16 protein-coding genes are annotated in these 20,973 nt (G+C 49.6%); 7 read left to right on the plus strand and 9 right to left on the minus strand.

Going from position 1 to position 20,973, the window contains the following annotated elements; all coding sequences use genetic code 11:
- Positions 1-42: 42 nt before the first annotated feature.
- The 3 genes from CLV60_RS00720 to CLV60_RS00730 are packed head-to-tail and all read right to left on the minus strand — an operon-like array spanning position 43 to position 2,952.
- Complete coding sequence (locus CLV60_RS00720) at positions 43-1,062, minus strand: GDP-mannose 4,6-dehydratase (protein WP_106593472.1); 1,020 nt, start codon at positions 1,060-1,062, stop codon at positions 43-45.
- Complete coding sequence (locus CLV60_RS00725; protein ID WP_106593473.1) at positions 1,059-2,162, minus strand: glycosyltransferase family 4 protein; 1,104 nt, start codon at positions 2,160-2,162, stop codon at positions 1,059-1,061. The genes CLV60_RS00720 and CLV60_RS00725 overlap by 4 nt, the downstream gene beginning before the upstream one ends.
- Positions 2,128-2,952, minus strand: coding sequence for a class I SAM-dependent methyltransferase (locus CLV60_RS00730; RefSeq protein ID WP_106593474.1), 825 nt, complete (start codon positions 2,950-2,952; stop codon positions 2,128-2,130). The genes CLV60_RS00725 and CLV60_RS00730 overlap by 35 nt, the downstream gene beginning before the upstream one ends.
- Positions 2,953-3,468: 516 nt before the next feature.
- Here CLV60_RS00730 and CLV60_RS00735 point away from each other — a divergent pair.
- Entirely contained in the window at positions 3,469-4,830 is a 1,362-nt protein-coding gene (locus CLV60_RS00735) for a hypothetical protein (protein ID WP_106593475.1), read from the plus strand.
- A 60-nt stretch (positions 4,831-4,890) separates the two neighbouring features.
- On the opposite strand, the gene CLV60_RS00740 is transcribed toward CLV60_RS00735, so the two are convergent.
- Positions 4,891-5,472 (minus strand): DsbA family protein, encoded by a 582-nt coding sequence (locus tag CLV60_RS00740; RefSeq protein WP_106593476.1) that lies wholly within the window; start codon positions 5,470-5,472, stop codon positions 4,891-4,893.
- 120 nt (positions 5,473-5,592) lie between these two features.
- The gene (locus CLV60_RS00745; protein ID WP_106593477.1) at positions 5,593-5,877 is read right to left on the minus strand and encodes a hypothetical protein; all 285 of its coding nucleotides are present in this window, start codon (positions 5,875-5,877) and stop codon (positions 5,593-5,595) included.
- 133 nt (positions 5,878-6,010) lie between these two features.
- Here CLV60_RS00745 and CLV60_RS00750 point away from each other — a divergent pair, with 133 nt between their 5' ends.
- The 3 genes from CLV60_RS00750 to CLV60_RS00760 all read left to right on the plus strand — a co-directional run bounded on the left by CLV60_RS00750 (position 6,011) and on the right by CLV60_RS00760 (position 8,712).
- Entirely contained in the window at positions 6,011-6,832 is an 822-nt protein-coding gene (locus CLV60_RS00750) for a helix-turn-helix transcriptional regulator (protein WP_106593478.1), read from the plus strand.
- 257 nt (positions 6,833-7,089) lie between these two features.
- On the plus strand, positions 7,090-7,809 hold the full coding sequence (locus CLV60_RS00755; RefSeq protein ID WP_170118676.1) for a helix-turn-helix domain-containing protein: 720 nt from the start codon (positions 7,090-7,092) through the stop codon (positions 7,807-7,809).
- Positions 7,810-8,043: 234 nt separating this feature from the next.
- The gene (locus tag CLV60_RS00760) at positions 8,044-8,712 is read left to right on the plus strand and encodes a DUF6766 family protein (RefSeq protein ID WP_106593912.1); all 669 of its coding nucleotides are present in this window, start codon (positions 8,044-8,046) and stop codon (positions 8,710-8,712) included.
- A 30-nt stretch (positions 8,713-8,742) separates the two neighbouring features.
- On the opposite strand, the gene CLV60_RS34900 is transcribed toward CLV60_RS00760, so the two are convergent.
- Positions 8,743-9,030, minus strand: a complete 288-nt coding sequence (locus tag CLV60_RS34900) for a hypothetical protein (RefSeq protein WP_211302169.1) — start codon at positions 9,028-9,030, stop codon at positions 8,743-8,745.
- 27 nt (positions 9,031-9,057) lie between these two features.
- Complete coding sequence (locus CLV60_RS00770; RefSeq protein WP_106593480.1) at positions 9,058-10,728, minus strand: alpha-amylase family glycosyl hydrolase; 1,671 nt, start codon at positions 10,726-10,728, stop codon at positions 9,058-9,060.
- Between the two features lie 127 nt (positions 10,729-10,855).
- Here CLV60_RS00770 and treZ point away from each other — a divergent pair, with 127 nt between their 5' ends.
- A complete protein-coding gene (treZ, locus tag CLV60_RS00775) occupies positions 10,856-12,661 on the plus strand; it encodes a malto-oligosyltrehalose trehalohydrolase (protein ID WP_106593481.1) in 1,806 nt (601 codons plus the stop codon).
- Positions 12,662-12,686: 25 nt separating this feature from the next.
- Complete coding sequence (locus tag CLV60_RS00780) at positions 12,687-14,255, plus strand: FAD-dependent oxidoreductase (RefSeq protein WP_106593482.1); 1,569 nt, start codon at positions 12,687-12,689, stop codon at positions 14,253-14,255.
- Between the two features lie 109 nt (positions 14,256-14,364).
- Here CLV60_RS00780 and CLV60_RS00785 read toward each other — a convergent pair whose 3' ends face one another.
- Entirely contained in the window at positions 14,365-15,027 is a 663-nt protein-coding gene (locus tag CLV60_RS00785; protein ID WP_106593483.1) for a response regulator transcription factor, read from the minus strand.
- Between the two features lie 499 nt (positions 15,028-15,526).
- Between CLV60_RS00785 and CLV60_RS00790 the strand changes: the two genes are divergently transcribed.
- On the plus strand, positions 15,527-16,279 hold the full coding sequence (locus tag CLV60_RS00790; protein WP_106593484.1) for a response regulator transcription factor: 753 nt from the start codon (positions 15,527-15,529) through the stop codon (positions 16,277-16,279).
- Positions 16,280-16,384: 105 nt separating this feature from the next.
- On the opposite strand, the gene CLV60_RS00795 is transcribed toward CLV60_RS00790, so the two are convergent.
- A complete protein-coding gene (locus CLV60_RS00795) occupies positions 16,385-20,446 on the minus strand; it encodes a hybrid sensor histidine kinase/response regulator transcription factor (RefSeq protein WP_106593485.1) in 4,062 nt (1,353 codons plus the stop codon).
- Positions 20,447-20,973 lie beyond the last annotated feature (527 nt).

The following is a 20,973-nucleotide window of genomic DNA, read 5'->3' on the forward strand; positions in this document are numbered from 1 at the left end:
ATTGCTCCATTGGCGGAAACCGCCCCCGGCAGGGGTTCTGGCCTAACGAGGTATATGAATGTGTCCGGATTGGCCGTTTGGCCGGAGGGTGGTCAAATGCTGTCCGGCTTGCGTATTCGCAATTTCCTCTTCGATCAGCATGTCGAGAACTTGGTAAAAATTCAGATTGTAATCCCATCCCAGTTCGGCTTTTGCCTCACTGTTGTCTCCGTAGATATCTTCAATGTCTGTCAACCGGCTAAGGTCCTTGTCGATGACGATCCTGCTGGTGTCCAGACCCAGTCTGGAAAAAACATGGTGTACAATATCTTCCAAAAGGATACTGGCCCCTGAACAAATGATGTAATCTTTCGCCACTTCATTTTGTTGGGTGAGCCACATCGCTTCCACATATTTGGGAGAATATCCGAAGTCTCTCCGGACTTTCAGGTTGCCGACCCTTAAGACCATCTCAGGATCCGAAGTCATTTTAAGAGCCTCCACAATTACCTTCTTCACAAAGAAGTTCGACGATCTCAAATAGGACTCGTGGTTAAAGAGCACCCCGGTGCAGCAACGCAGCTTGTAAGCTTCCCTGTAATTGACAATCATCCAGAATGCCGATGCTTTACTGATCGCGTACGGGCTCAACGGATACATAGGCGAGCTGATCCGTACAGGCAGCTCGGATACCATTCCATACATCTCCGAACTCGAAGCCTGGTAGAATTTGGTCTTTTTATCGTAGAGCCGGATCGCTTCCAGAAAGTTCAGGACCGAAACGACATTGAATTTGATCGTTTCGATAGGATATTCGAAGGATAGCCCTACTGAGCTCTGGGCAGCGAGGTTGTAAATCTCGTCGGGGCGATATTTGGCAAGTAATCGTAAAATAGAAGCCTGTTCCCATAAATCACATAACTCCAGGGTAACCTGGTTATGAATTCCAAGGTACTCCAACCCGGTTAGTTTGCGGTTCAGGTCTCTGACTACACCTACTACTTTGTAGCCTTTTGACAACAAAAGTTGCGCGAGGTAAGCCCCGTCTTGTCCTGATATTCCGGTAATGATGGCTACCTTCATAGTGCTGATTTATAAATGTCCAGGGTTTCCGACGATACCCTCTCCCACGAAAATTTGGCGGCTTGCTGATGACCCTTCTCACGATACTCATCACGCAGTTTCGGGTCGTAATAGAACTGCTCGCATTTTTGAAGTATGTCCGCGTGATTCTCCGGATCTACATACAAGGCCGCGTCCTGGCCAATTTCTGGTAATGAACTCACATTGCTCAGTATGGTCGGGCAATGGCAATTGAATGCCTCCAGGGCCGGCAGGCCGAAACCCTCGTACAGACTTGGAAAGACGAAAAAGAGTGCATTCGTATAAAGTGTGGCCAGCCGCTTGTCATCGACAGGTATCTGCAACAGCTGCTTTTCAACACCTAATTTCCCGATCAGCTTCTGTTCTTCATCATTAAATTTACCCCCGCCTGCGCAGATCAACTTCAGCGACTTTTCCCGCAGAAGCAGCGGTTGTACAGCTTCCAGGAATAGTGCAAAATTTTTATACCCCAGGCGGTTTCCTACAAAAAGGATATAATCGCCCCAGTGACTGTCGGGCGCGAGCGTATTGGGCAAAAACGAGCTCGCCAAATGCGTTACGGACACCCGTTCTTCCGGAATGCCGTAATAGTCAATGATATCTTTTTTCGTATTGTGTGATATCGCAATAACCTTCGAAGCATTTTTCAGCATCACTTTTCTGCTGGCAATGACTTCGTCCATGTTGGCCAGAAGCGTTGGATACCGGTCCGAAAATTTCTCGTGAATCAGATCATAAAATGTGACAACAAAAGGCTTGCTGGCCGGTTTGGTGTTCAGGAAGTAGGGGTCGTAATACGTCGGATGAAAAACATCGTAGTTCCCTTTCTTCAGAAGTCTGTTCGAAACGAGCTGGTTAAGGTGCTCCTTTACTTTCTGGCGTCCTTTGAACTGAAATGGGATGAAACTCCGAGAGTTGAAAAATTCCCTATCTTTCATGAATTCATTCTCCGAAAAATAAATGCTGTTCTGACATTCATTTCCGAGTGAGGTCAATCCCTTTGACAGCTCGTAGAAATATCGGGATATTCCCCCATAGTTCTGGTTACTGTAAATCTGGTGATCGAAGAGTATTCTCATTACTGGCGATAGAGTTTTTAATATAATCGAAATCTTTTTGTAATAGCGATTTCCGACTTTGCGCTTTCGCGATCATCAAAGCAACCTTAGACTTCAGCGAGAGGCGAAACAATAGCGGATTCAGCTTCCGCCGTGTGATCAAGTGAAGTGTGTGCGAATCTGTGTAATAGTTGCAGTTGAATTTCTGCGCAAGCTTTCGCAATGCATTTTCTGAATACAATGCGATATGCTGACCAGTTTCTGGGGTGAAATACCACCAGTCGCGGGCGGAGCTTAAAGGTCGGTTGGGAATAAGTTCTGTCGAGAAAAAAACGGAGTCCGAAAGTTGAAGCATCTTTTCCAGTTCGGCAGCAGGATCGTCCAAATGCTCGAATAGTTCAAATGCCGTCAAAAGCTCATATTTGCTTACCGGACTATCTTCGAAATCAAAATGCTTTGCAAAAATGTTTTCGCAATAGGTATCATATCTGTAATAATCAAACCCCAGGTCGCGCATAATGCGCACAAGCATTCCGTACCCCCCACCGTAATCTAAAAACGTCCCTGTCTTATTAAAAAAGGATAGAATCAAGGAAGATACCTGTCTGGAAATACCAATATTCCGACCGACAAGGCCGATGTCCAGAGAGGTGATAGCAGAGGCGTAGGCTTCGTTAAGCCAGTAAGGCGATTCAGTTTGAATAAACTGGCAAGCAGTACATTGGTAATAGTGTATTTGATACCGTTGTAATATGGTTGTCTTACTATCGAATAATAGTTTAGACTCGCCCTCACAAATCTTACAATGCATATATAGTGTCAATGGGTAAATGGCACACCTATTCGGCCCCCTTTTCGATTGAATTGCACTTAGCAGCGCCGTTCAAATATAAGCATATTGATTTTAATCATGCAAGTTTCCGCTTTTTTGAATGGGTATTGTGAGCGCGCGTTTTATCGGTTGCAGCATAAGCCGGTTTTGTAAAAAAAGGGTTGGCGGTTAAATACTTATGTGTTTTGGTGGTATTTTTCTGATGAAAATTTGAATTATGCATGGAGATTGCTACCTGAAACGGGAATAGGTTAATCTCGATATTAGCGTGTAGAATTTATTTGAAGGCGTTATAACTCTGGTTATGGCCAGCAGGGAGGAGGTGTCCGAACCCTGGTTTTTGTCTGATGTGTAGAATTCTTTCTATATAAATCCTGCTGCAATGCGGAATTTTATCAGGATGTGCACGTTACAAATTCTGTTCATATCTTTACCGCGGCAGATGGCTGTTGCTTTCTTCTGCATGGAGAGCGCTTTCAACTAAAAGACCGAAAAGTGGCAAGTGAATTTTTTGTAGGTCCTATTCTCGATGACTGGCTTAAATACGGCCTGATCTACGGTGTGATCGTGTGCACGTACCTGCTGCTATACAGGAAAATATACTGGGGAATATTTGACCCGATGTTCCTGACTACCATTAATTTAAGTGGCGGTGCTTTCTGCGTATACTTTCTCTATGCGGATCAGGCCCTCAAACCTGTTTATGGCTGGTCATTCGTCGGTACTGAAATAGCGTTGCTGTGTGGCTTGCACCTGGCCTCGCTGATTCCCGCGCTGCGGCTGGGCAGCCATGAGGAACGCCTTCCCGAGCCTGAACGCGGCATGACGGAATTCGATGTATTTTGCCTGATTGTTTTCGTTGGCTACACCATTGTGGAGATCGTCAACCTGAAAACGGTCGGAATTGTGTTGCTGGACGAGGACAATAACCACGTATCGGCATATGGCGGGCATGGTATCATCAGGGCATTTTTGGTGTCTTTTAGGACATTGGCGACATTCACGCTGTACTATAAACTACTGTTGCTCAAAAAGAGGCTGAACATTTTTGAGCTGTTTATCTGTCTGGTGTTGCTGATTGACCTTGCGACGAGCGGATCGAAAAGTGCAGTCGTCGTCTTTTTCGTCAATTTTTTCCTGACGAGCTACCCGTTGATTTTGCATGGAAAAATGAAGCAGGTGAAAATTTCGTTCCCGCTTCTGATGTTGCTGGCTGCATTTCCCGTTGCAATTGTGATGATTTCGGTCGGGGCGTCAGCCGCAAGTGCCGTGCAGCAGGTAATGCTGAGGTTTATGGCGAGCGGCGATATTTTTCTGCTCGGTTATTATGACGACGTAATGGCTACCATTCAGGAGACCTCTTTCCTGAAATATGCGTTTTACCCGGGCTGGGGTACAATCCTGAAAAATCTTGGCTTTGAGATTATTCCCCCCGAACCGGTCGGGGTTGACGTTTTCGCATTTTATACCGATCGCCGAACATCGGGGGCGAATGGTCGATATAACTACTTGGCCTACCATTTTTTTGGTTTGTGGGGAGGGATATTGTATGCTCTGATTATTGGTTTGCTGGTAGGGTACCTGCGAAAAATCTATGTCAAGTTTAATCCTACCGCAATCAGTTATTTCGGGTTTCTCTTCATCGTAATATTGATCAGCTGTTCAACCCGTTTGATAGACGACCTGCTGTTGTTTGGCAATACGAGCTTTTGGGCCCTGTTTTTTTTAACCAGTTGCTACGTCGCCGCAAAGCTGGTCTATCTCGTATTGAAAGTTCTGATTGCGTCTCCATCGGGAGCCGGGCAGGAGGGAGGTAACCTAATCAAAGCGCAGGCGGGAGAAGATGCTGCACCTTAGTTCCCTGAGAGATGAACGTGCACTCGGAGGTCCTCAGGAGTGATACGATTACTAACTGCCTTATGCCGGCAATATCGGCGTCAACGCTTTTTTGAGCATAGCCGCCAACTGCTGAAACGAGTGAAATCCCGTCACTTTGAAGCCGGACCCATTCACGGTAAACGTAATGGTAGGGCAGTTGTCGATTTTGTTCGTGCGGATTTTCAGTGCGTCTTTTTGCAAAGCGCGCCGACTAGCCGCACTGTCGAAATCGGTTCCGAATCGTTGTAAATCGAGAAGGCCATGATTTTCCCGGCTGATTTCCCGCGCCAGGTCTACGAGAACATTCGTGAGCGAAATGTCTTTTCCGTCGACGAGAGCTGCTTTGCGAAGTGCATTGAGGTAGAGATTCGCAGCCCGTTCAGACTGTAACGACACGGCTTTCACCGCCTGGCACGCCCTGATGTTGGATGGTTCGTTGCCCGGCACCGGATTTCGGCCCGCCGCATCACGCGTGGCCATGCAGAACCTGACGTTAATCAGTTCACTGAATTTTGTTGTGAATTCATGCCAATGCTGTTGCATCCGCCAACTGACAGGGCATAACGGTTGTGTGTAGTATACGACGTTAACAATGGTGCGGTTCAGGTGGATTGGTTCCATTTTTCTTTCGATAAGTTTCAGCACTTCCGTGGTGCATAGAATCCCCAAAAGGCATGCCGTATCGCGTCGAAATACCTCGAAGCCGTAAAGATTAGCCCCGGTTTACAACAGGTGCCGGAGTCAGTTGAACAGATAGCCGCGTTTTATGGCATCTTCCTTAGCGGTTTCCGACCAGCAGATGTAGATATCCCAGGCAGAGGGAGTTTCCGGTTCGGGGTCCGGAATGGAAAAATGGGTAGCATAAAAGCCGAGTGCTTTCAATTCGACAATAACGGCTTCTACGATATTACCGCCGGGATTGTTCGCGGGTATGGTGTAAATAAGGTATTGCTTATTTGCGCTTCTGGCCTCGTCGATTTGCGCAATGACGGCCTGGATGAAAAAGTCCTCTCTTTTAGCCGACATATCGCTTGAATGATAAATAACGGGGATTTGGCAAAACTCAGGTGTCCGGATCTAATTTCACTTGTAAACAGAGGCTAACTTCCCGGGCACAATAATTGCTGCAAAATGCAGTTCGGGCCCAACCATAAGCTATATGTATGCAACAGATGAATTATCGGAAAGGCTCTGGAAAGTATGCCTGCCTTATATATCCAGCGTGAAAAGTGTGATGGTGCACAAGCATTATTGCTATAAGGTGGCTGTAAGCCTTGACCATCGGATTGAATGCAGTGTGGAAGATTCCACCTACACCGCGATGAAAGGGTTTGTAGTTACTGGCAATGCTATGCACAAATGCATATCTCCTGACGGGCCGGTGCTAAGCATCCTGATCGAGCCCCAAAGTCCCTGGGGTAACAAGATCGGAGAGATTCTCGGCGGTAAAGACTTTATCCGGTTTGAGGAAATATTGGATGTAGACAGCCTTGGACCTATTCTTCCGCCAAACCATGAGGATTTAAAGGATACCGACCTCATTCCCCACATATTCGAACTGATGTTTTTAATAACGGGACTGGAAATTCAGGCCTCAAACCTGATCGACCCCCGTGTGATGCGGATCCTGGATTATGTGTCCGGGCACCTGACTGCCGACATCACTAACGAGGAAATCGTGGATATCTCCAATCTTTCATTTCACAGGACGCGGCATTTGTTTGCCGCCGAAATGGGAATCCCCCTATCCCGATACATCTTGTGGCAGCGGCTGCGGTGCACGCTGAAAACAGTCATCGAATCAGGGGAATCGCTCTCGAAAGTCTGCCGCGATTACCAATTTACCGACCTGTCACATTTTCATAAGACTTTTAAAAACATTTTTGGATTGAACCCCTCGACTTTTTTAGGTGAATGCAGGGTTATTGTACAGGATGATGCCTACGTTGAAGAAGTTGTTGCCGATGGCGGCGACTTGTAAATAGGGGCTAATATTTAGTGTTTCAGAGGTTTTCTTCTTTCAAAAGGTTGTGGCGTAGTTACGTTTGTTTCATTTTAGCGCTCCCTTTACTCGCCTGGTTGGTTTCCGGTCGGAACCACACTCAACATTTTTAAACTTTTTGAAAGAACGGGGGTAGCGCGTTTATGAAATTATCTGTTTCTGCGAATTCTCAATCCAGAGAATTGCAGGATTGTAGTATATCTTATGTAATTAAAACAAAGAACCATTCTGTTCGATTGCAAAACAGATTCGGATTCAAGATTGTCATTACTTTGGGTGATACCTTTGATCCGGAGATCAACGGGTTTCAGCATAGAGCCGTTAAAGGTTTTATTATCAGTCGAAATGTCCTGCACGGATGGAGTTCCGGCGAGGCAGCGATGTTTATCAGCCTTATCGAACCCGCAAGCCGGTGGGGTCGTGATCTCAGGGTATTGCTTGCGGGGCGCGATGTTTGTCTCATCGAGGAATTAATCGCTGTTGAGGAGGTGGATTCGATTCTGCCTCGCGAGCTCGATATGATGAATGAAACCGTTATCGTCGAGCGGATTCAGGCATTTTTTTCGCGATTAGCAAAAAAAGAACCTGCATTGCCGCGGAAGCATATGGATGATCGGATGGGGCGGGTAATATCCTATATCGATCAAAATCTCTCCCAGAATATAGATTTGTCGGAAGTGGCGAACCTGGCGCATTTGTCGTCTCACCGTTTCCGGCACTTGTTCACAGAGCAGATCGGCCTTCCATTTACACAATACATTATATGGCAGCGTCTTAAAAAATCAATCTATGCAGTGGCGTCGGGTGAGATGACGCTGGGAGAAGCGGTAGAAAATTTCGGTTTCACCGACCAGGCGCACTTCAGTAATACGTTCAAGAAAACATTTGGCGTATTTCCGAGGGTATTCCTGCAAACCTCACACATTGTTTTAAAGATCTGTGTACAAAAAGAATAGCCTCATTTTACAATGCTGCTCTTTTTTAAAAGGTATAATTTTGAAAAGAGTAAAGGGGAATTATTGAGGTATTATGTGGTTCGGATAATTGCAGCGTGTGCTGCAAACGAACTGCGTATACCTATTATCGTTATTCAAGTCGGGTGTAGGGAAATAACCGGGTGGAAGTTGGGTGATGGAGCAATTGGCATACTTTTCGAAATGGGAAAAGGCGTACTTTTAACCACCACATCTATGCCTGAACATAAACCACACTTCTTTTACAGAAACGGACTATCAATTGTCTTTCTCTCGTTTTTCATTGCTGCATGGGTAGCCCAGGCTTTCTTTGGATGGAAGCAGCACAATGATGAATTGATGGAGTTGGGTGCCGGACAGATCGCATTTACACAGTACCTTTCCAGTGGTCACTTTTTTTCTTCGACGTTTGAAAACTTCCAGAGCGAGTTTCTTCAAATGGCTATGTATGTGATCCTGACCATTTCCCTTCGTCAGATTGGTTCGGCGGAGTCCAAAGATCTGGTTAAGCCGGAAGAGGTGGATCGTGAGCCCGATCCTTCGAAAAAAGATGCCCCCGGACCAGTCAGGAGCGGAGGATGGCAATTAAAGCTGTATCAACATTCGTTGTCGATCGCTTTTGTGCTGCTTTTCCTGGGAAGCTGGATAGGTCATTTGTACGGGAGCTACACCGATCACAACGAGCAAAGGATGCTGCGCGGGGAAGCGAAACAATCGTTGAGCTTATTTCTCGGTGAACCTGATTTCTGGTTTGAGACTTTTCAGAACTGGCAAAGCGAGTTCCTTTCCGTTGCTTCCATTGTTATTCTGTCTATTTTTCTCCGGCAAAAAGGCTCCCCGGAATCCAAACCCGTTGATGCCGGGCATATGGAAACCGGAAAATAATTCTTGTGTGCCGTTCGGTGAATCCCGCATCTACGAATGGGTTTGAGAAGGAGACGACAGACATCTTAATGCGACCACAGAGCGGTCGGCGATAGTCAGGATTTCGCCCGGTTTGACGGTTTGACCAGTTTCTCCGATGAAATTTTCTGCCGTATTAAAAAGACACAGTTCGACGCTGTGCGCATTCTCGGAAAAAACAGCGAAGTTTACACCGTTACCATCCCAGGATGCGCCCAGGGGATACGGTTTGCCGGGAAGTGTTTGTATTTTCTGATCATTGGCGGGTTCGAGCAACTCGTTTTCAATATGATGTTCCATAGCAAGTGTGGTTGGTATATGTATAATTCATCCTTCGTGATGCGGGTAAGTCAGCTCCTGATCATCAATTTGTACTATAATACCTTCATCTCCGGCGAGGGTAATCACACCGGCGACATGCATCCCGATGCGTTCTTCTTCGGTGCTGAGTTTAATAATGCCTTTATAGGCGGCACTTGGCGTACGGAAATAGGCCGGGCGGTGACTCAGGTTGAGAATGATGAGAAATGTCTCCTCGTGCTCCTGCCTGAGATAGGAAATAAGTTGTCCGTCTGAATAAACCGGGCTGTAACTCCCCACGCTCAATGCCGCACTGCGTCGGCGGATGTCAATCAGCCTGCGGTAGAACGACAGCATAGAATGCAGATCGCCTTTTTGTTTCTCCACATTCACTCTTGCTGCGTTGTAGGGTAGTCTTAGCCAGGGCTTTCGTGCCGAGAAGCCGGCATTGATCCCCGGCCCCCATTGCATCGGGGTTCGGGAAGGGTCGCGGCTGATGTTCAGATCAGGCATATGGAGTCCCTGCGGATCCACCATTTCATCGACTGGAATGGGCACATCGGTCATCCCTATTTCATCACCGTAATAAATGGTGGGTGTGCCGCGGAGCGTCAGCAGCAGCATCGCCGCGATTCTGGCTTGCGATAATCCTACACGGCTTGCGATCCGGGGCTTGTCGTGGTTACCTAATACCCAGTTTGGCCAGCTTTCCGCCGGCAGCGCGCCTTCGTACGCGTCGATCGCCCCCGCGATTTCCCGGGCATTCCACGGCAGGGTCAGCAGCTGGAAATTGAATGGCAAGTGAGCCCCGGAGTTACCCTCGCCATAGTAGGTGACCAGTTTGGGTATAGGCAAATAGATCTCCCCGATCAGCACCCTGTCGTCGAAAGCGTCCGTGAGCTCGCGCATCATGCGGACAATCTGGTGGACTTCGGGCTGGTCGGTGGAATAAACGGGGAGGAAATCGTCGTACAACGGGTTTGCCGTGTTGCCTGCGGTATTGGGCGCGGGTGGGTTGTCGCGCAGCTGGCTATCCTTTATCATATGCCACATCACGTCCACTCTGAAACCGTCAACCCCTTTTTCCAGCCAGAACCGCATCACATCGAGCATCGCCCGCTGCACTTCCGGATGGCGCCAGTTGAGGTCGGGTTGTTCTTTCAGGAATGCATGGTAATAATATTGCCCGGTATGCACATCCCATTCCCAGGCCGGGCCGCCAAATACGCTCAGCCAGTTATTGGGTACGGAACGGTCTTCCTTACCGTCATGCCAGATATACCAGTCCCTTTTTGGATTGTCCCTGGATGAGCGGCTTTCGAGAAACCACGGGTGCTGGTCGGAGGTATGGTTCGGTACCAGGTCGAGCAGCAACTTCATACCCCGCCGGTGGACCTCGTTCAGCAGTTCATCGAAATCGTCCATGTTCCCGAAAAGCGGATGAATACCCCGATAATCGGAAATGTCATATCCGAAATCGGCCATCGGCGAAGCGAAAACCGGGGAAAGCCACAGGCAGTCGATGCCAAGCCATTGAAGGTAGTCGAGTCGGGTGACAATTCCTTTCAGGTCGCCGACGCCGTCGTTGTTGGAATCCTGAAAGGACCTGGGGTATACCTGATAGATAATGCCATGTTGCCACCACTTGTGTTGGGCGGAAGTTGGTACTGTCGGGAATATGGCCGTCGTATGTTCCATTATTCTGTCTGTTTTTGAAATAGTTGGCAGTCCCCTTCCAAAATCACGCCTGCACGGCAGCGTGGTGGCATAGGTTTTGTTTCAGGCCCGGAATTCAAAATGCCAGGTGGTTAACATCCTTATCAATATGAGCAATATCAAGGCAGGCGCGTACAGGGAGGGCGAACAAATCAGGTTCAGGGTGTGGGCTCCGCAAACGAAGCAAATGAACCTGATTTGCGAGCATGCCGGACCCGAAACTTTTCAAATGGAGCCGGCAGGCCAAGGGTATTTCAATCTGAACTTGGCCTGGGGGGACGAACCTTGCCGTTATCGGTACGATCCGGATAGCCGGGGGCCTTTTCCTGACCCTGCATCGCATTTTCAGCCCGAAGGTGTGCATGGATATTCACAGGTTGTAGATCATAGCCGTTTCCCCTGGACGGACGGCGAATGGCGCGGACGTGCATTCGAAGACCTCATTTTGTATGAACTCCATGTGGGCACATTTACCCCGGAAGGCACGTTTGAAGCCATTGTTCCGCGGCTGGCAGCGCTGGCCGAATTGGGTATCAATGCCATCGAACTAATGCCCGTTTCGGAATTCCCCGGTAGCCGGAATTGGGGATACGATGGGGTATTTCCTTATTCGGTCCACAGCGCTTATGGCGGGCCCGGGCAGCTCAAAGTGCTGGTGGATGCAGCCCACGGCCTGGGGATCTCCGTTTTTTTAGACATCGTCATTAACCATATCGGGCCGGAGGGAAACTATCTCGGAGATTTCGGCCCTTATTTTTCCGATAAATATTCAACACCCTGGGGAAAGGCGATCAATTTTGACGGTGAATGGTCGGATGGTGTGCGGGACTATTTCTCGGACCTCATCCTATTCTGGTCGGAATACTATCACCTGGACGGCCTTCGACTGGATGCCATCCATGAAATTTTCGATAAGGGCGCATTCAGTTTTTGGGAGCTCGTACATCAAAAACTCGACGCGCATCAGCCTTATAGCGGCCGTAGATTTCACCTCATTGCCGAGTCCGATCTGAACAGCCCGCGTGTGGTGAAACCTGTCCAAATCGGTGGGATGGGATTCGATGCGCAATGGCTGGACGATTTCCACCATGCGCTTTACGTGTTGCTCGATGAAAACGGCCGCGAGCGTCATATCGATTTCGGAACTATCGGCCAGCTCGCCAAAGCCTATAAAGACGGTTTCGTGCACAGCGGCGGCTATGTGCAATTCCGGAAGAGAAAGCACGGGACCTCGTCGGCAGGGATTCGGGGCGCTTCGTTCGTTGCCTTTAATCTGAATCACGATCAGGCAGGAAACCGTGCCGGCGGCGAGCGGCTCAGCCAGCTTGTGAGTGTGGCGCGACAAAAAGTGGCGATGGCCGCATTGATGCTTTCGCCTTACGTGCCGATGCTTTTTATGGGGGAGGAGTACGGAGAAGACACACCCTTTTTCTTCTTCGTAAGTCACACCGATCCCAAGCTGATCCGCGCCGTGATCGAAGGCCGGGAAAGCGAGTTCAAAGACTTTGGAGATGGGCAAAAGCCTCGTAACCCACAGGATGAGGACACGTTTCTGTGTTCTAAAATACAATGGCAGAAGCGTAGCGAAGCGCCCTACACCGATCTGCTCGACTGGACTCAAACCCTCATTGCCCTGCGGCAAACACATACTGCATTACGCAATTTCGAAAAGGATGGTATTTCCGTGGACGTGCTCACCGACAGGGCATTGCTCCTGAAACGGATCAGTAATGACGAGCGGGAGATGCTGTATTGTTATATCAATTTTTCTGACGAAACGTTCACCTTCCTGCCTCCGGATGGACCGCATTGGCATCTGATACTCGATTCGCAGCGAAATGTGCGAACGGAAACCTGGTGCATCGACGGCCCCGGTGTCAAAGTGTTCTCAAATGTGCCCGATGTAATATTCTGAAATACCGACAAAAAATAGAACTATCATGGCGAGGAATAAACATAATTCAAAAAAGGGCAACGCGCCCGACGCCCGCGGGTGGGCGCGGGACGGACAAAACGCCAGTTTATGGAACGGGCATTTGGCATTGAAAAGAGAAGGGGCGACGGTCCCGGAAACCGACGTCTACGATGTGCTCATCGTAGGCGCGGGCATAACCGGGCTCACCACCGCATTGCTCCTGCAACAGGCGGGTAAGCGATGTGTTGTTGCCGATGCCCATCATGCGGGGTTTGGCACAACAGGCGGGACCACGGCCCACATCAACACATTTGCTGATAACACCTATGCCGAGGTAGAACAGGCATTCGGTAAGGAGGCCGCCCCGCTCTTCGCCGATTCGATCCGCGGCGCGGTGGAGCTGATCCGGCATTTTGTCGGGACCTGCCAAATCGATTGTGACCTGGAATGGCGGCAGGGATATGTTTACGCCGAAACGGAAGAAGAAGTAAAGCAGCTCGAAGAGCTGTACCAAAGTGCATTGCGTGCCGGTGTAAAGGCAGCTCCCGCCGATGATGTCCCCACGCCGGTACCTTATCTGGCGGCAGTGGTATTCGATGACCAGGCGCAGTTTCATCCCCTGAAATACATCGGCGGTCTCCTGAACGAATTCAGAAAATCCGGCGGGGCAGTGGTTGAAAATGCTTGTATCCGGGAGGTGGAAACCGCAGATGGCTATTATACGGCGATCGCCGATCAGCACCGCCTCCGTGCGAAGCGGGTAGTATATGCCACACATATCCCACCGGGAGGCATTAACGTCCTGCATTTCCGGAATGCTTCCTACCGGAGTTACGTCATCGCGGTCACACTGGCCGACGGCGCCTATCCCGACGCCCTGGTTTACGACTGCCAGGAGCCTTACCATTATTTCAGAACACACACGATCGACGGGCAGCCCTATCTCGTGGCGGGCGGTAATGACCATAAGACCGGTCACGACGACCCGCAAAAGGCTTTTGCAGACCTGATAGCCTATACCCGGAAGTATTACCATGTGGAGCGGGTCGCCTACCAATGGTCTGCGCAGTATTATGTACCGGCCGATGGCCTACCTTATATAGGTCACCTTCCGGGTGCACCGGATGGCATTTATGCGGCCACGGGTTATAATGGCAACGGAATGATCCTCGGTACTGCGGCTGCACAGGTATTGAGCGACCTCATCATGACAGGCGAAAGCAAATACAAGACGCTGTATGACCCGGCGCGGGTGAAACCGGTTGCCGGATTTGCCGAAGTTGTAAAAGAAAGTGCTGACGTAGTAAAACGATTCATCGGGGATCGTTTCGGTATTGCCCATATCGATTCCCTCGCAGACGTCAGTCCGGATGAGGGGCGCGTGATCGAGCTCGACGGAGAAAAGCTGGCGGTTTACCGCGATTCTGTGGGTGATATCCACGTGCTCGATCCTGTGTGTACGCACGCGAAGTGCATCGTGCAATGGAATACGGAAGAGAAAAGCTGGGATTGTCCTTGTCACGGTGCACGATTCGATTGCCTGGGGCATGTGCTCACCGACCCGGCACGGGCAGATCTGGATCAGCTGCTCTGATGCATTCCGTCGGACGAGACGGCATCACAATGGCAATTTCCGTCCGTTCGTTGCGGCGAGATTACCATTTGCACAGCGCGGGCGTCTGTTTTGCGTATAGCTATATAGGTTAACTAACATATGCCCTTGGGTTGCATTCCATCGCACCCATCAGGTCGACCACGTTGTTGACTTGCGTCTTCTTGAAAATGTTCGATTTGATAGTGCTGATCGTCGAAATCTTTCTGTCCATTTCCTTTGCAATGAGCGAAGGACTCAGGCCATTGACGAGAAAATTGGCGACTTTGATTTCCGTCGGTGTCAGCTTGGACGTTTTCCTCGGACGAACAATCGGGTTCTTAATCAGTAGCTCGATGGCGATTTGCATGTTGACATAGACCCTGTTTTCAGTTAATGAGCTGATACATTCGTGGAGATCTTCACCGCTGAAATCATCAGGCAGATATGCATCGATTTTTTCCCTGAAGAAGTTGATTAAGTTGTCGACGGATTGCTGGTAATCGTAGAGGATAATCTTGCATGATTTGTAGGCCAATCGCAATCTTTTGATATCGCTGATGATTGCCCTGTCCGGCATTTTCCCGATCCTGATAAAAAAATAAGACGAGCCATTTTGGGGGCTATCCGTCGTTAGTTCCGGCATGAGATGATATTCGGAAAATCTACATCCCGGGCGCATCGACTGCAACATCGATTTAATGCCCGATCTGTACATGGGCCGGTTGTCTACAATGATCATCCAATCGCCTTCTGTGGTATCGTAGGTTATCATACTTTGTGAAATTTTTTTGCCCCAATGACAATGCAACGCCTGAATTGGTATCCCTTCGTTGCGATTTTTTCCTGGGGCCAAATTGCTGCATTATTTCCAAATAGAAGGGCGATATACTTGTCATTTTGGGGTGTTTTTTTCTTGCATGAATAAAAAAATGCCGGCTAATAAAAATGGCCCCGGCCAGGATTTCGACACGACTCCAGAGACGGCGGATCGGCAGTTGGCCCACCGGGCGCCGTATGGTAGAAAATCTTGGCTATTTGGTGAGAATTTCATGTTAATGCCCCGTTTGGCGTCCTAACCCATTGGCAACGAACATGCTGTCGGCTATGTTTGCATCCGTCTGTTGAGCAAACACGTCGGCTGATCTACGTTTTAAGCGATCCGCGATCAGCAAATTCCGGCATTTGAAATGCTGCTCTCCGAGACAGTACCATGCATTTTCTGACAGGTATCTTTTTGTTTGTAATGCAAATTATTGCGCTTTGGAAGTGTTATGAATTCGGAAGATAGGAGACTGGTTTTGATTGTTGACAACAGCGTTAACCTGTATGGTTTAGGAAGAGAAATATTAAAAAATAACTTCCGTGTAATTGAAAGTAACGGCGGTGAGGAAGGGCTTGCACTTGCAAGACAAATAAAGCCGGATCTGGTCATTTGCGATATTTCAACTTCGTCTTCCGATGGTCTTTTTATTTGTGAAAATTTGAAGTCGGATAGTGCTACCAGCCATGCACCTGTAATTTTATTAGGCCCGATGGCGCAGCAAATTGATGGTTTGCGCGCCGGTGCCGATGATTATATTTCACCGCCTTTCGACAGCCACGTGCTGGGCTTGAAAATAGAAAACCTCATCCGGTTAGGCGATGCAATGCGTGGTAAAGTCGTGCAGGAAATGTCGGCTCAATCCGAGTGGAATGGGTTAAGTGACCGGTTTCTTGAAAAGCTGGAACAGCTCGTCCTCGAAAATATAGCAGACCCTGATTTTGGCGTCCACGAAATGGCATTTCAAATAGGCATTAGCGTTTCGGTTCTTTACCGCAAGCTCCGACTACATACAGGAGCCACCGTAAATGAATTTGTGAAGACAATCCGAATGAAGAGAGCCATGAAACTATTGGAGACAGGCATTTATCCGGTAAATGAAGTTGCTGCTGCGATCGGATATGAGGATAGCAAATATTTCAGCAAAGAGTTCCGGAAATCCTTCGGGAAAACACCCACGGAAGTGAAACGACGTGCCAGGTAAATACTATGAATACACTGATATGCACACTAAATCTTTGCCGGATTCCGGCCGACGTTGAGTAAGAAGGTCAGCCTCCCGGATTTGCGGGAGGGCTGATTTGTATGGTTAGCCGATTGTATTCTTTTTAAATTCATTCGGGTTTTTTCCGAACACCTTTCTGAACTCCTTACTGAAATACTTGCTGTCGTCGAATCCGATCATCGTGGCGACTTCCGCGACGTTGTAAACACCGGATTCCAGGAACTTTTTGGCTTCATTGAGGCGAATCGCTTTCACAAACTCGTTTACGGTCATGCCTGTAAGCGTGCGCAATTTCCGGTACAGCACCGACACGCTCATTCCTACCTGCGCAGCGAGCTCGTTTACACCGAAGTCGGGGTCGGCCAGATTCCCTGCTACCAGGGACCTGATGCGGGCGATAAATGCCTCGTTCACGTCCTGGGCGATGGTGTTCCCGTCCGTACTATCGGTCAGGGCCGACTGCCGGTAATGCGCTCGCAGCTCGTCTCTTACGCGGATGAGGTTGCGGATTTTTAATTCCAGAATCCGCGGATCGAATGGTTTGGCGAGGTAATCGTCCGCACCCGATTCCAGTCCCTCGATGACTTGCTCGTTCTGGGTCCGGGCTGTGAGCAATACCACCGGAATGTGTGCGGTGGCAATATTGCTTTTCAGCTTGTTGCACACTTCCAGCCCATTCATCTCGGGCATCATCACATCCGACAGGACAATGTCCGGCAGATGTTCGTTGGCCAGTTCCAGTCCTTGCAGACCATTTTCCGCTTCAATGATGTTGAACTCGCCTTCAAACAGGTCCCGGATAAACACCCGCAGCTGGTCGTTGTCTTCGATGATCAGGATGGTGTTGGATAGTTTGGCATCAGCTATATGGTTACTGGCCGGCATCGTGGTCGTTTCGGTCAGCAGATCGCCCATATAGCTGTTTCCATTCCGTACCAGCTCGTCGGGCGCGAAATGCCGTTTTTCCCGCAGCAGCCTGATCGTTAGCGTAGTGCCGCCGGGCGACGTTTCGCCGCGCGTCGTTTCGCCGCGCGTCGCTTCGCCGCGCGACGCCTCGCCGTGCGAGCCGTTGCGCGCATGACCATTGTGCAAACGGCTTTCGGCTGTAAGGTAGCCATGGTGCCGCTCCACAATAGCCTTCGACAAAGCCAGCCCGATACCGTAGCCTGGCTTCTCTGAGTCCGCCTGGTAGTAATATGTAAAGAGCTTTTGCAAATGGTCCTGGGACATGCCCTTTCCGTTGTCTTCCACGGTAATTTTCACTTCGTTGGAGATCTCGGCAACCCGGACGGCGACTTTGCCGCCTTCGGGGGTGAACTTGTAGGCATTGCTCAGCAGGTTATAAAACACCTTCTGCATTTGGGCGAGATCGAACCACAGGTGCACCGGCATTTCAGGAGCGATGAGCGTGGTTTCGATGCCTTTATCTTTCGCCATGTGCTCGAATGCCGCGATCACATTTTTGATAATCCTGACCACGTCGTGTTCGCGAGCCTGCAAGCGCAAGCCGCCGCTCTGGATTTTGCGGAAATCGAGCAGCTCGTTCACGAGCAGCATGAGCCTGTCCGAACTGGCTCGGGCGTAGCCCAGGTAGTTTTCATTGTTCTTGCCTTCGGCGGCCTGCTGGTAGGCTTTTTCCAACGGCCCGCTGATCAACGAAAGGTGCGTCCGGATTTCGTGGGAAACGTTGGTGAAAAAATCGAGTTTTACCTGATTTAGCGCATTTTCTCTTCTGAACGAGCTTCTTATCCAGAAAAAACGGGTAGTAATATATACGATCCCGGCGGTTAGCAGCAGGTAGAATGCATAGGCGTACCAGGTTCTCCACCAGGGCGGCAGGACATTAATCCTGATTTGCAGCGGTTTTTCTGTCCACACACCGTCGCCATTGCCCGCTTTTACCTGAAAAATATAGCTTCCGGCGGGTAAGTTCGTGTAGGTGGCGGATGGCGTTTGGACGTAATTCCAATCCCGGTCAATGCCGTCTATTTTGTAAGCATACCGGTTGACATCCGATCTCACATAATCCAGCAGCGCGAAATCGAGCGTGAAAATGCTCTGATCGTGCCTGAACGTGATCTCGTTTACCTTGCCGATCGGCACCGGGAGAATGCCGGTACTGTCGTGTGCCCGTACCGTTTTGTTATATAATTTCAATGCACTCAGGACAATGGGGGCGGTACGGTTTGGAATCGAGATGGTGGCCGGGTCGAAGCTGAACATGCCCTTGTCGGTCACGAAATAGAGATAGCCGTTCCTGTCGACCGTGCCCGCGCCCTGCATTAAGGTACCTTTCAAGGGTAGACCGTCGTGCGCGCTGTACGATTGCAGGGTCTTTTCCTTGGGGTGGTACCGGTACAATTTCGAAGATGCGTTGATCCAGATGTAGCCTTTGCTGTCCGGTACAACGTCGAGCGCGGCTTCCCTAGGGATATCCGTGTTCAGCTCAAATTGATTTTTTTCGGGATTGTATTTCAAAAGCTGCGTGTGGCAGGCGGCCCATATGTTTCCCGCGCGGTCTTCATTGATTCGCCAGGAAATGACGAAATCTTCCTCTGAACGGATTTTTTCAATCGCGGGCATGGGCGATCTGGCCGCTTCCGCTTTGATCCGATATAGTCCTGCTTTTCCCCCGATCCAGATATTGTGGCGGGAATCTTCGAAAATAGTAGTGGTGTAGGTGACGGTTGGTGCTTTTGTGAAAGTACCGGTCGTTTTGTCAAATAAAAGCAAGCCGTATCGCCCGCCGACCCAGAAATGCCCGAAGCTGTCTTCATTGATCGCGTAAGTACGTCCGTTCGCGGGTTCTGCCTGACCTGGTTTAGCAAAAGGGTAGTGCCGGTAAATGCCCCTGCGGAAGTCGTAGCTGGTGAGGAGCGTATTGCCGCCAGCCCAAAGCACCTCGTTCTGATCGATATAAAAGGAATAGTAATCGGCCTCGGGAGCCAGTTTCAAAGGAAATGTCGCCGGATTTTTGCCGTTGGCGTCGAAAAGCAGGAGCTTGTCCGCTTTGTCGGAGATACTCCACATGCGATTCGTTTTGCTTTTTCCGATCCACGCATTCACGAAGGAGCCGGCAAGCGGATCGCCGGCGCCAACCGGCCAGCGTTTGAAGCGTGGCGAATTGAAATGGAAATAGTGGACCCCGGAGTAGTAAGACCCCAGCCAGAGTCCGCCCTGGTTATCGAGGTATGCCGAAAAGAGCGCGTTTTCCGGCAAGCTTTGCGGGTTGCCCGGCTGGTTGATATACCAATCCGCCTCTCCGGTCGACGGGTTGAAATGCGCCAGCCCCGAATCCGTGGCGAGCAGCAACTTACCTCTGCCGTCGGATATGATTTCCCTCACAACCGGCACGCCGCCTGTGGTGTTTTTTAAACCGGTGATGGGGCTGAAAACTCCCGTAGCCGAGTCGAACCGGATTAGACCGCCCAGGCTGTTCCCCAGCCAAATGACACCTTTGTCGTTCGTAAAAATGGACAGAACCTCGCTCGGCTGCGTTTCGGGGGGCGTCTGTGGTATTTGGTACAGTTTCGGCTTCCCCCCATTTACCGGCATCCTGATCAGCCCGTCGGCAGTGCCCAGCCAGAGCGTTCCGTCTTTGCCCTCCGCCATGCATTTGATATTCAGGGCTCCGCCTTTGAATTCATGTTGCAAATGGCGGGATAGCTGAACCGACCCATTGCCTGTAACGATCCGGGTGAGCCCGTGCCGCGTCCCCGCCCAGATCTGTTTTTTGCTGTCTTCGATCAGGCAGTTGACCCATTCGTCGGACAATGTGTTAGCCCGGGTTGAGTCATGTTTGAAATGGGTAATATCGGCCGTGTTTGGGTCATAGAGCGTCAGCTCCGAAGCAGTACCCACCCAAATGCGGCCCTGGGAGTCGGAGATCATGTCCCGGAGGTCCGAAAAGATCGGTTTCCCGCCGGGATCCCTCCCGTAAGGTTTCAGCGTCCGGGTGTCGTAACGGATGAGTCCGGTCAGCGTACCGAACCACATCAGGCCGTCTTTATCCTGCGTGATGGCGAGCACCCCGTTGATAGGATCTTCTTCAGCCCCCGAAATATTTTTAAATGACTGTCCTGCCGTGGGGACAAAGCAGGCGAAAATGGCAATGAGTGTAAGCAGTAGATTTTTGTAGCTGGTCATCAAATGGTACGCACTAAGGAACAGACGATGATTGTGTGAAATGACGCAAACTTACTACCTGTCGACGTATATAGCCAAACTGAAAGTAGCTAAGCCGGGTCTCGACAGGGACCTTTAAGATTTGGGAAACTTCCCCGCTAAGATCTGTGAAGTAGTGCGGGAAATGTTATTCAGGGGCCTTTCTGACAAGAAAAGCCTACTATTTAGCCAAGATTTTCCCCTGCCTCAATCGAATTAAGTTGGGACATTTGTCGTAGAAATATTTTCAGAACTACCTCCACCATTAGAATTAATTTCTGGTAAACGATCCGGGAAATCTTGACTGCGCTATGCCACACTATGTCATTTTCATTTCCTGACGCCAGGCAGAACGGTTTTGTACCGGTGTATCAAGCCATGTAACTGAATCGGACCGGGGCCAAGAACCCATTTCGGGGCGGATCGTATCCTCCCGGTCGGCTACGCCATGCCCAAAAATCCTAAAATCAATTTCTTAAAACTTAATGTGCTGATTATGAATAAATGAC

The sequence above is a fragment of the Dyadobacter jiangsuensis genome (genome assembly GCF_003014695.1).
Classification (GTDB): Bacteria; Bacteroidota; Bacteroidia; order Cytophagales; family Spirosomataceae; genus Dyadobacter; species Dyadobacter jiangsuensis.

Coding starts and splice junctions, on each gene's coding strand:
- CLV60_RS00720 (WP_106593472.1), bottom strand. CDS start 1,062: ATGAAGGTAGCCATCATTACCGGAATATCAGGACAAGACGGGGCTTAC.
- CLV60_RS00725 (WP_106593473.1), bottom strand. CDS start 2,162: ATGAGAATACTCTTCGATCACCAGATTTACAGTAACCAGAACTATGGG.
- CLV60_RS00730 (WP_106593474.1), bottom strand. CDS start 2,952: ATGCATTGTAAGATTTGTGAGGGCGAGTCTAAACTATTATTCGATAGT.
- CLV60_RS00740 (WP_106593476.1), bottom strand. CDS start 5,472: ATGGAACCAATCCACCTGAACCGCACCATTGTTAACGTCGTATACTAC.
- CLV60_RS00745 (WP_106593477.1), bottom strand. CDS start 5,877: ATGTCGGCTAAAAGAGAGGACTTTTTCATCCAGGCCGTCATTGCGCAA.
- CLV60_RS00750 (WP_106593478.1), top strand. CDS start 6,011: ATGTATGCAACAGATGAATTATCGGAAAGGCTCTGGAAAGTATGCCTG.
- CLV60_RS00760 (WP_106593912.1), top strand. CDS start 8,044: ATGCCTGAACATAAACCACACTTCTTTTACAGAAACGGACTATCAATT.
- CLV60_RS34900 (WP_211302169.1), bottom strand. CDS start 9,030: ATGGAACATCATATTGAAAACGAGTTGCTCGAACCCGCCAATGATCAG.
- CLV60_RS00770 (WP_106593480.1), bottom strand. CDS start 10,728: ATGGAACATACGACGGCCATATTCCCGACAGTACCAACTTCCGCCCAA.
- treZ (WP_106593481.1), top strand. CDS start 10,856: ATGAGCAATATCAAGGCAGGCGCGTACAGGGAGGGCGAACAAATCAGG.
- CLV60_RS00780 (WP_106593482.1), top strand. CDS start 12,687: ATGGCGAGGAATAAACATAATTCAAAAAAGGGCAACGCGCCCGACGCC.
- CLV60_RS00785 (WP_106593483.1), bottom strand. CDS start 15,027: ATGATAACCTACGATACCACAGAAGGCGATTGGATGATCATTGTAGAC.
- CLV60_RS00790 (WP_106593484.1), top strand. CDS start 15,527: ATGAATTCGGAAGATAGGAGACTGGTTTTGATTGTTGACAACAGCGTT.
- CLV60_RS00795 (WP_106593485.1), bottom strand. CDS start 20,446: ATGACCAGCTACAAAAATCTACTGCTTACACTCATTGCCATTTTCGCC.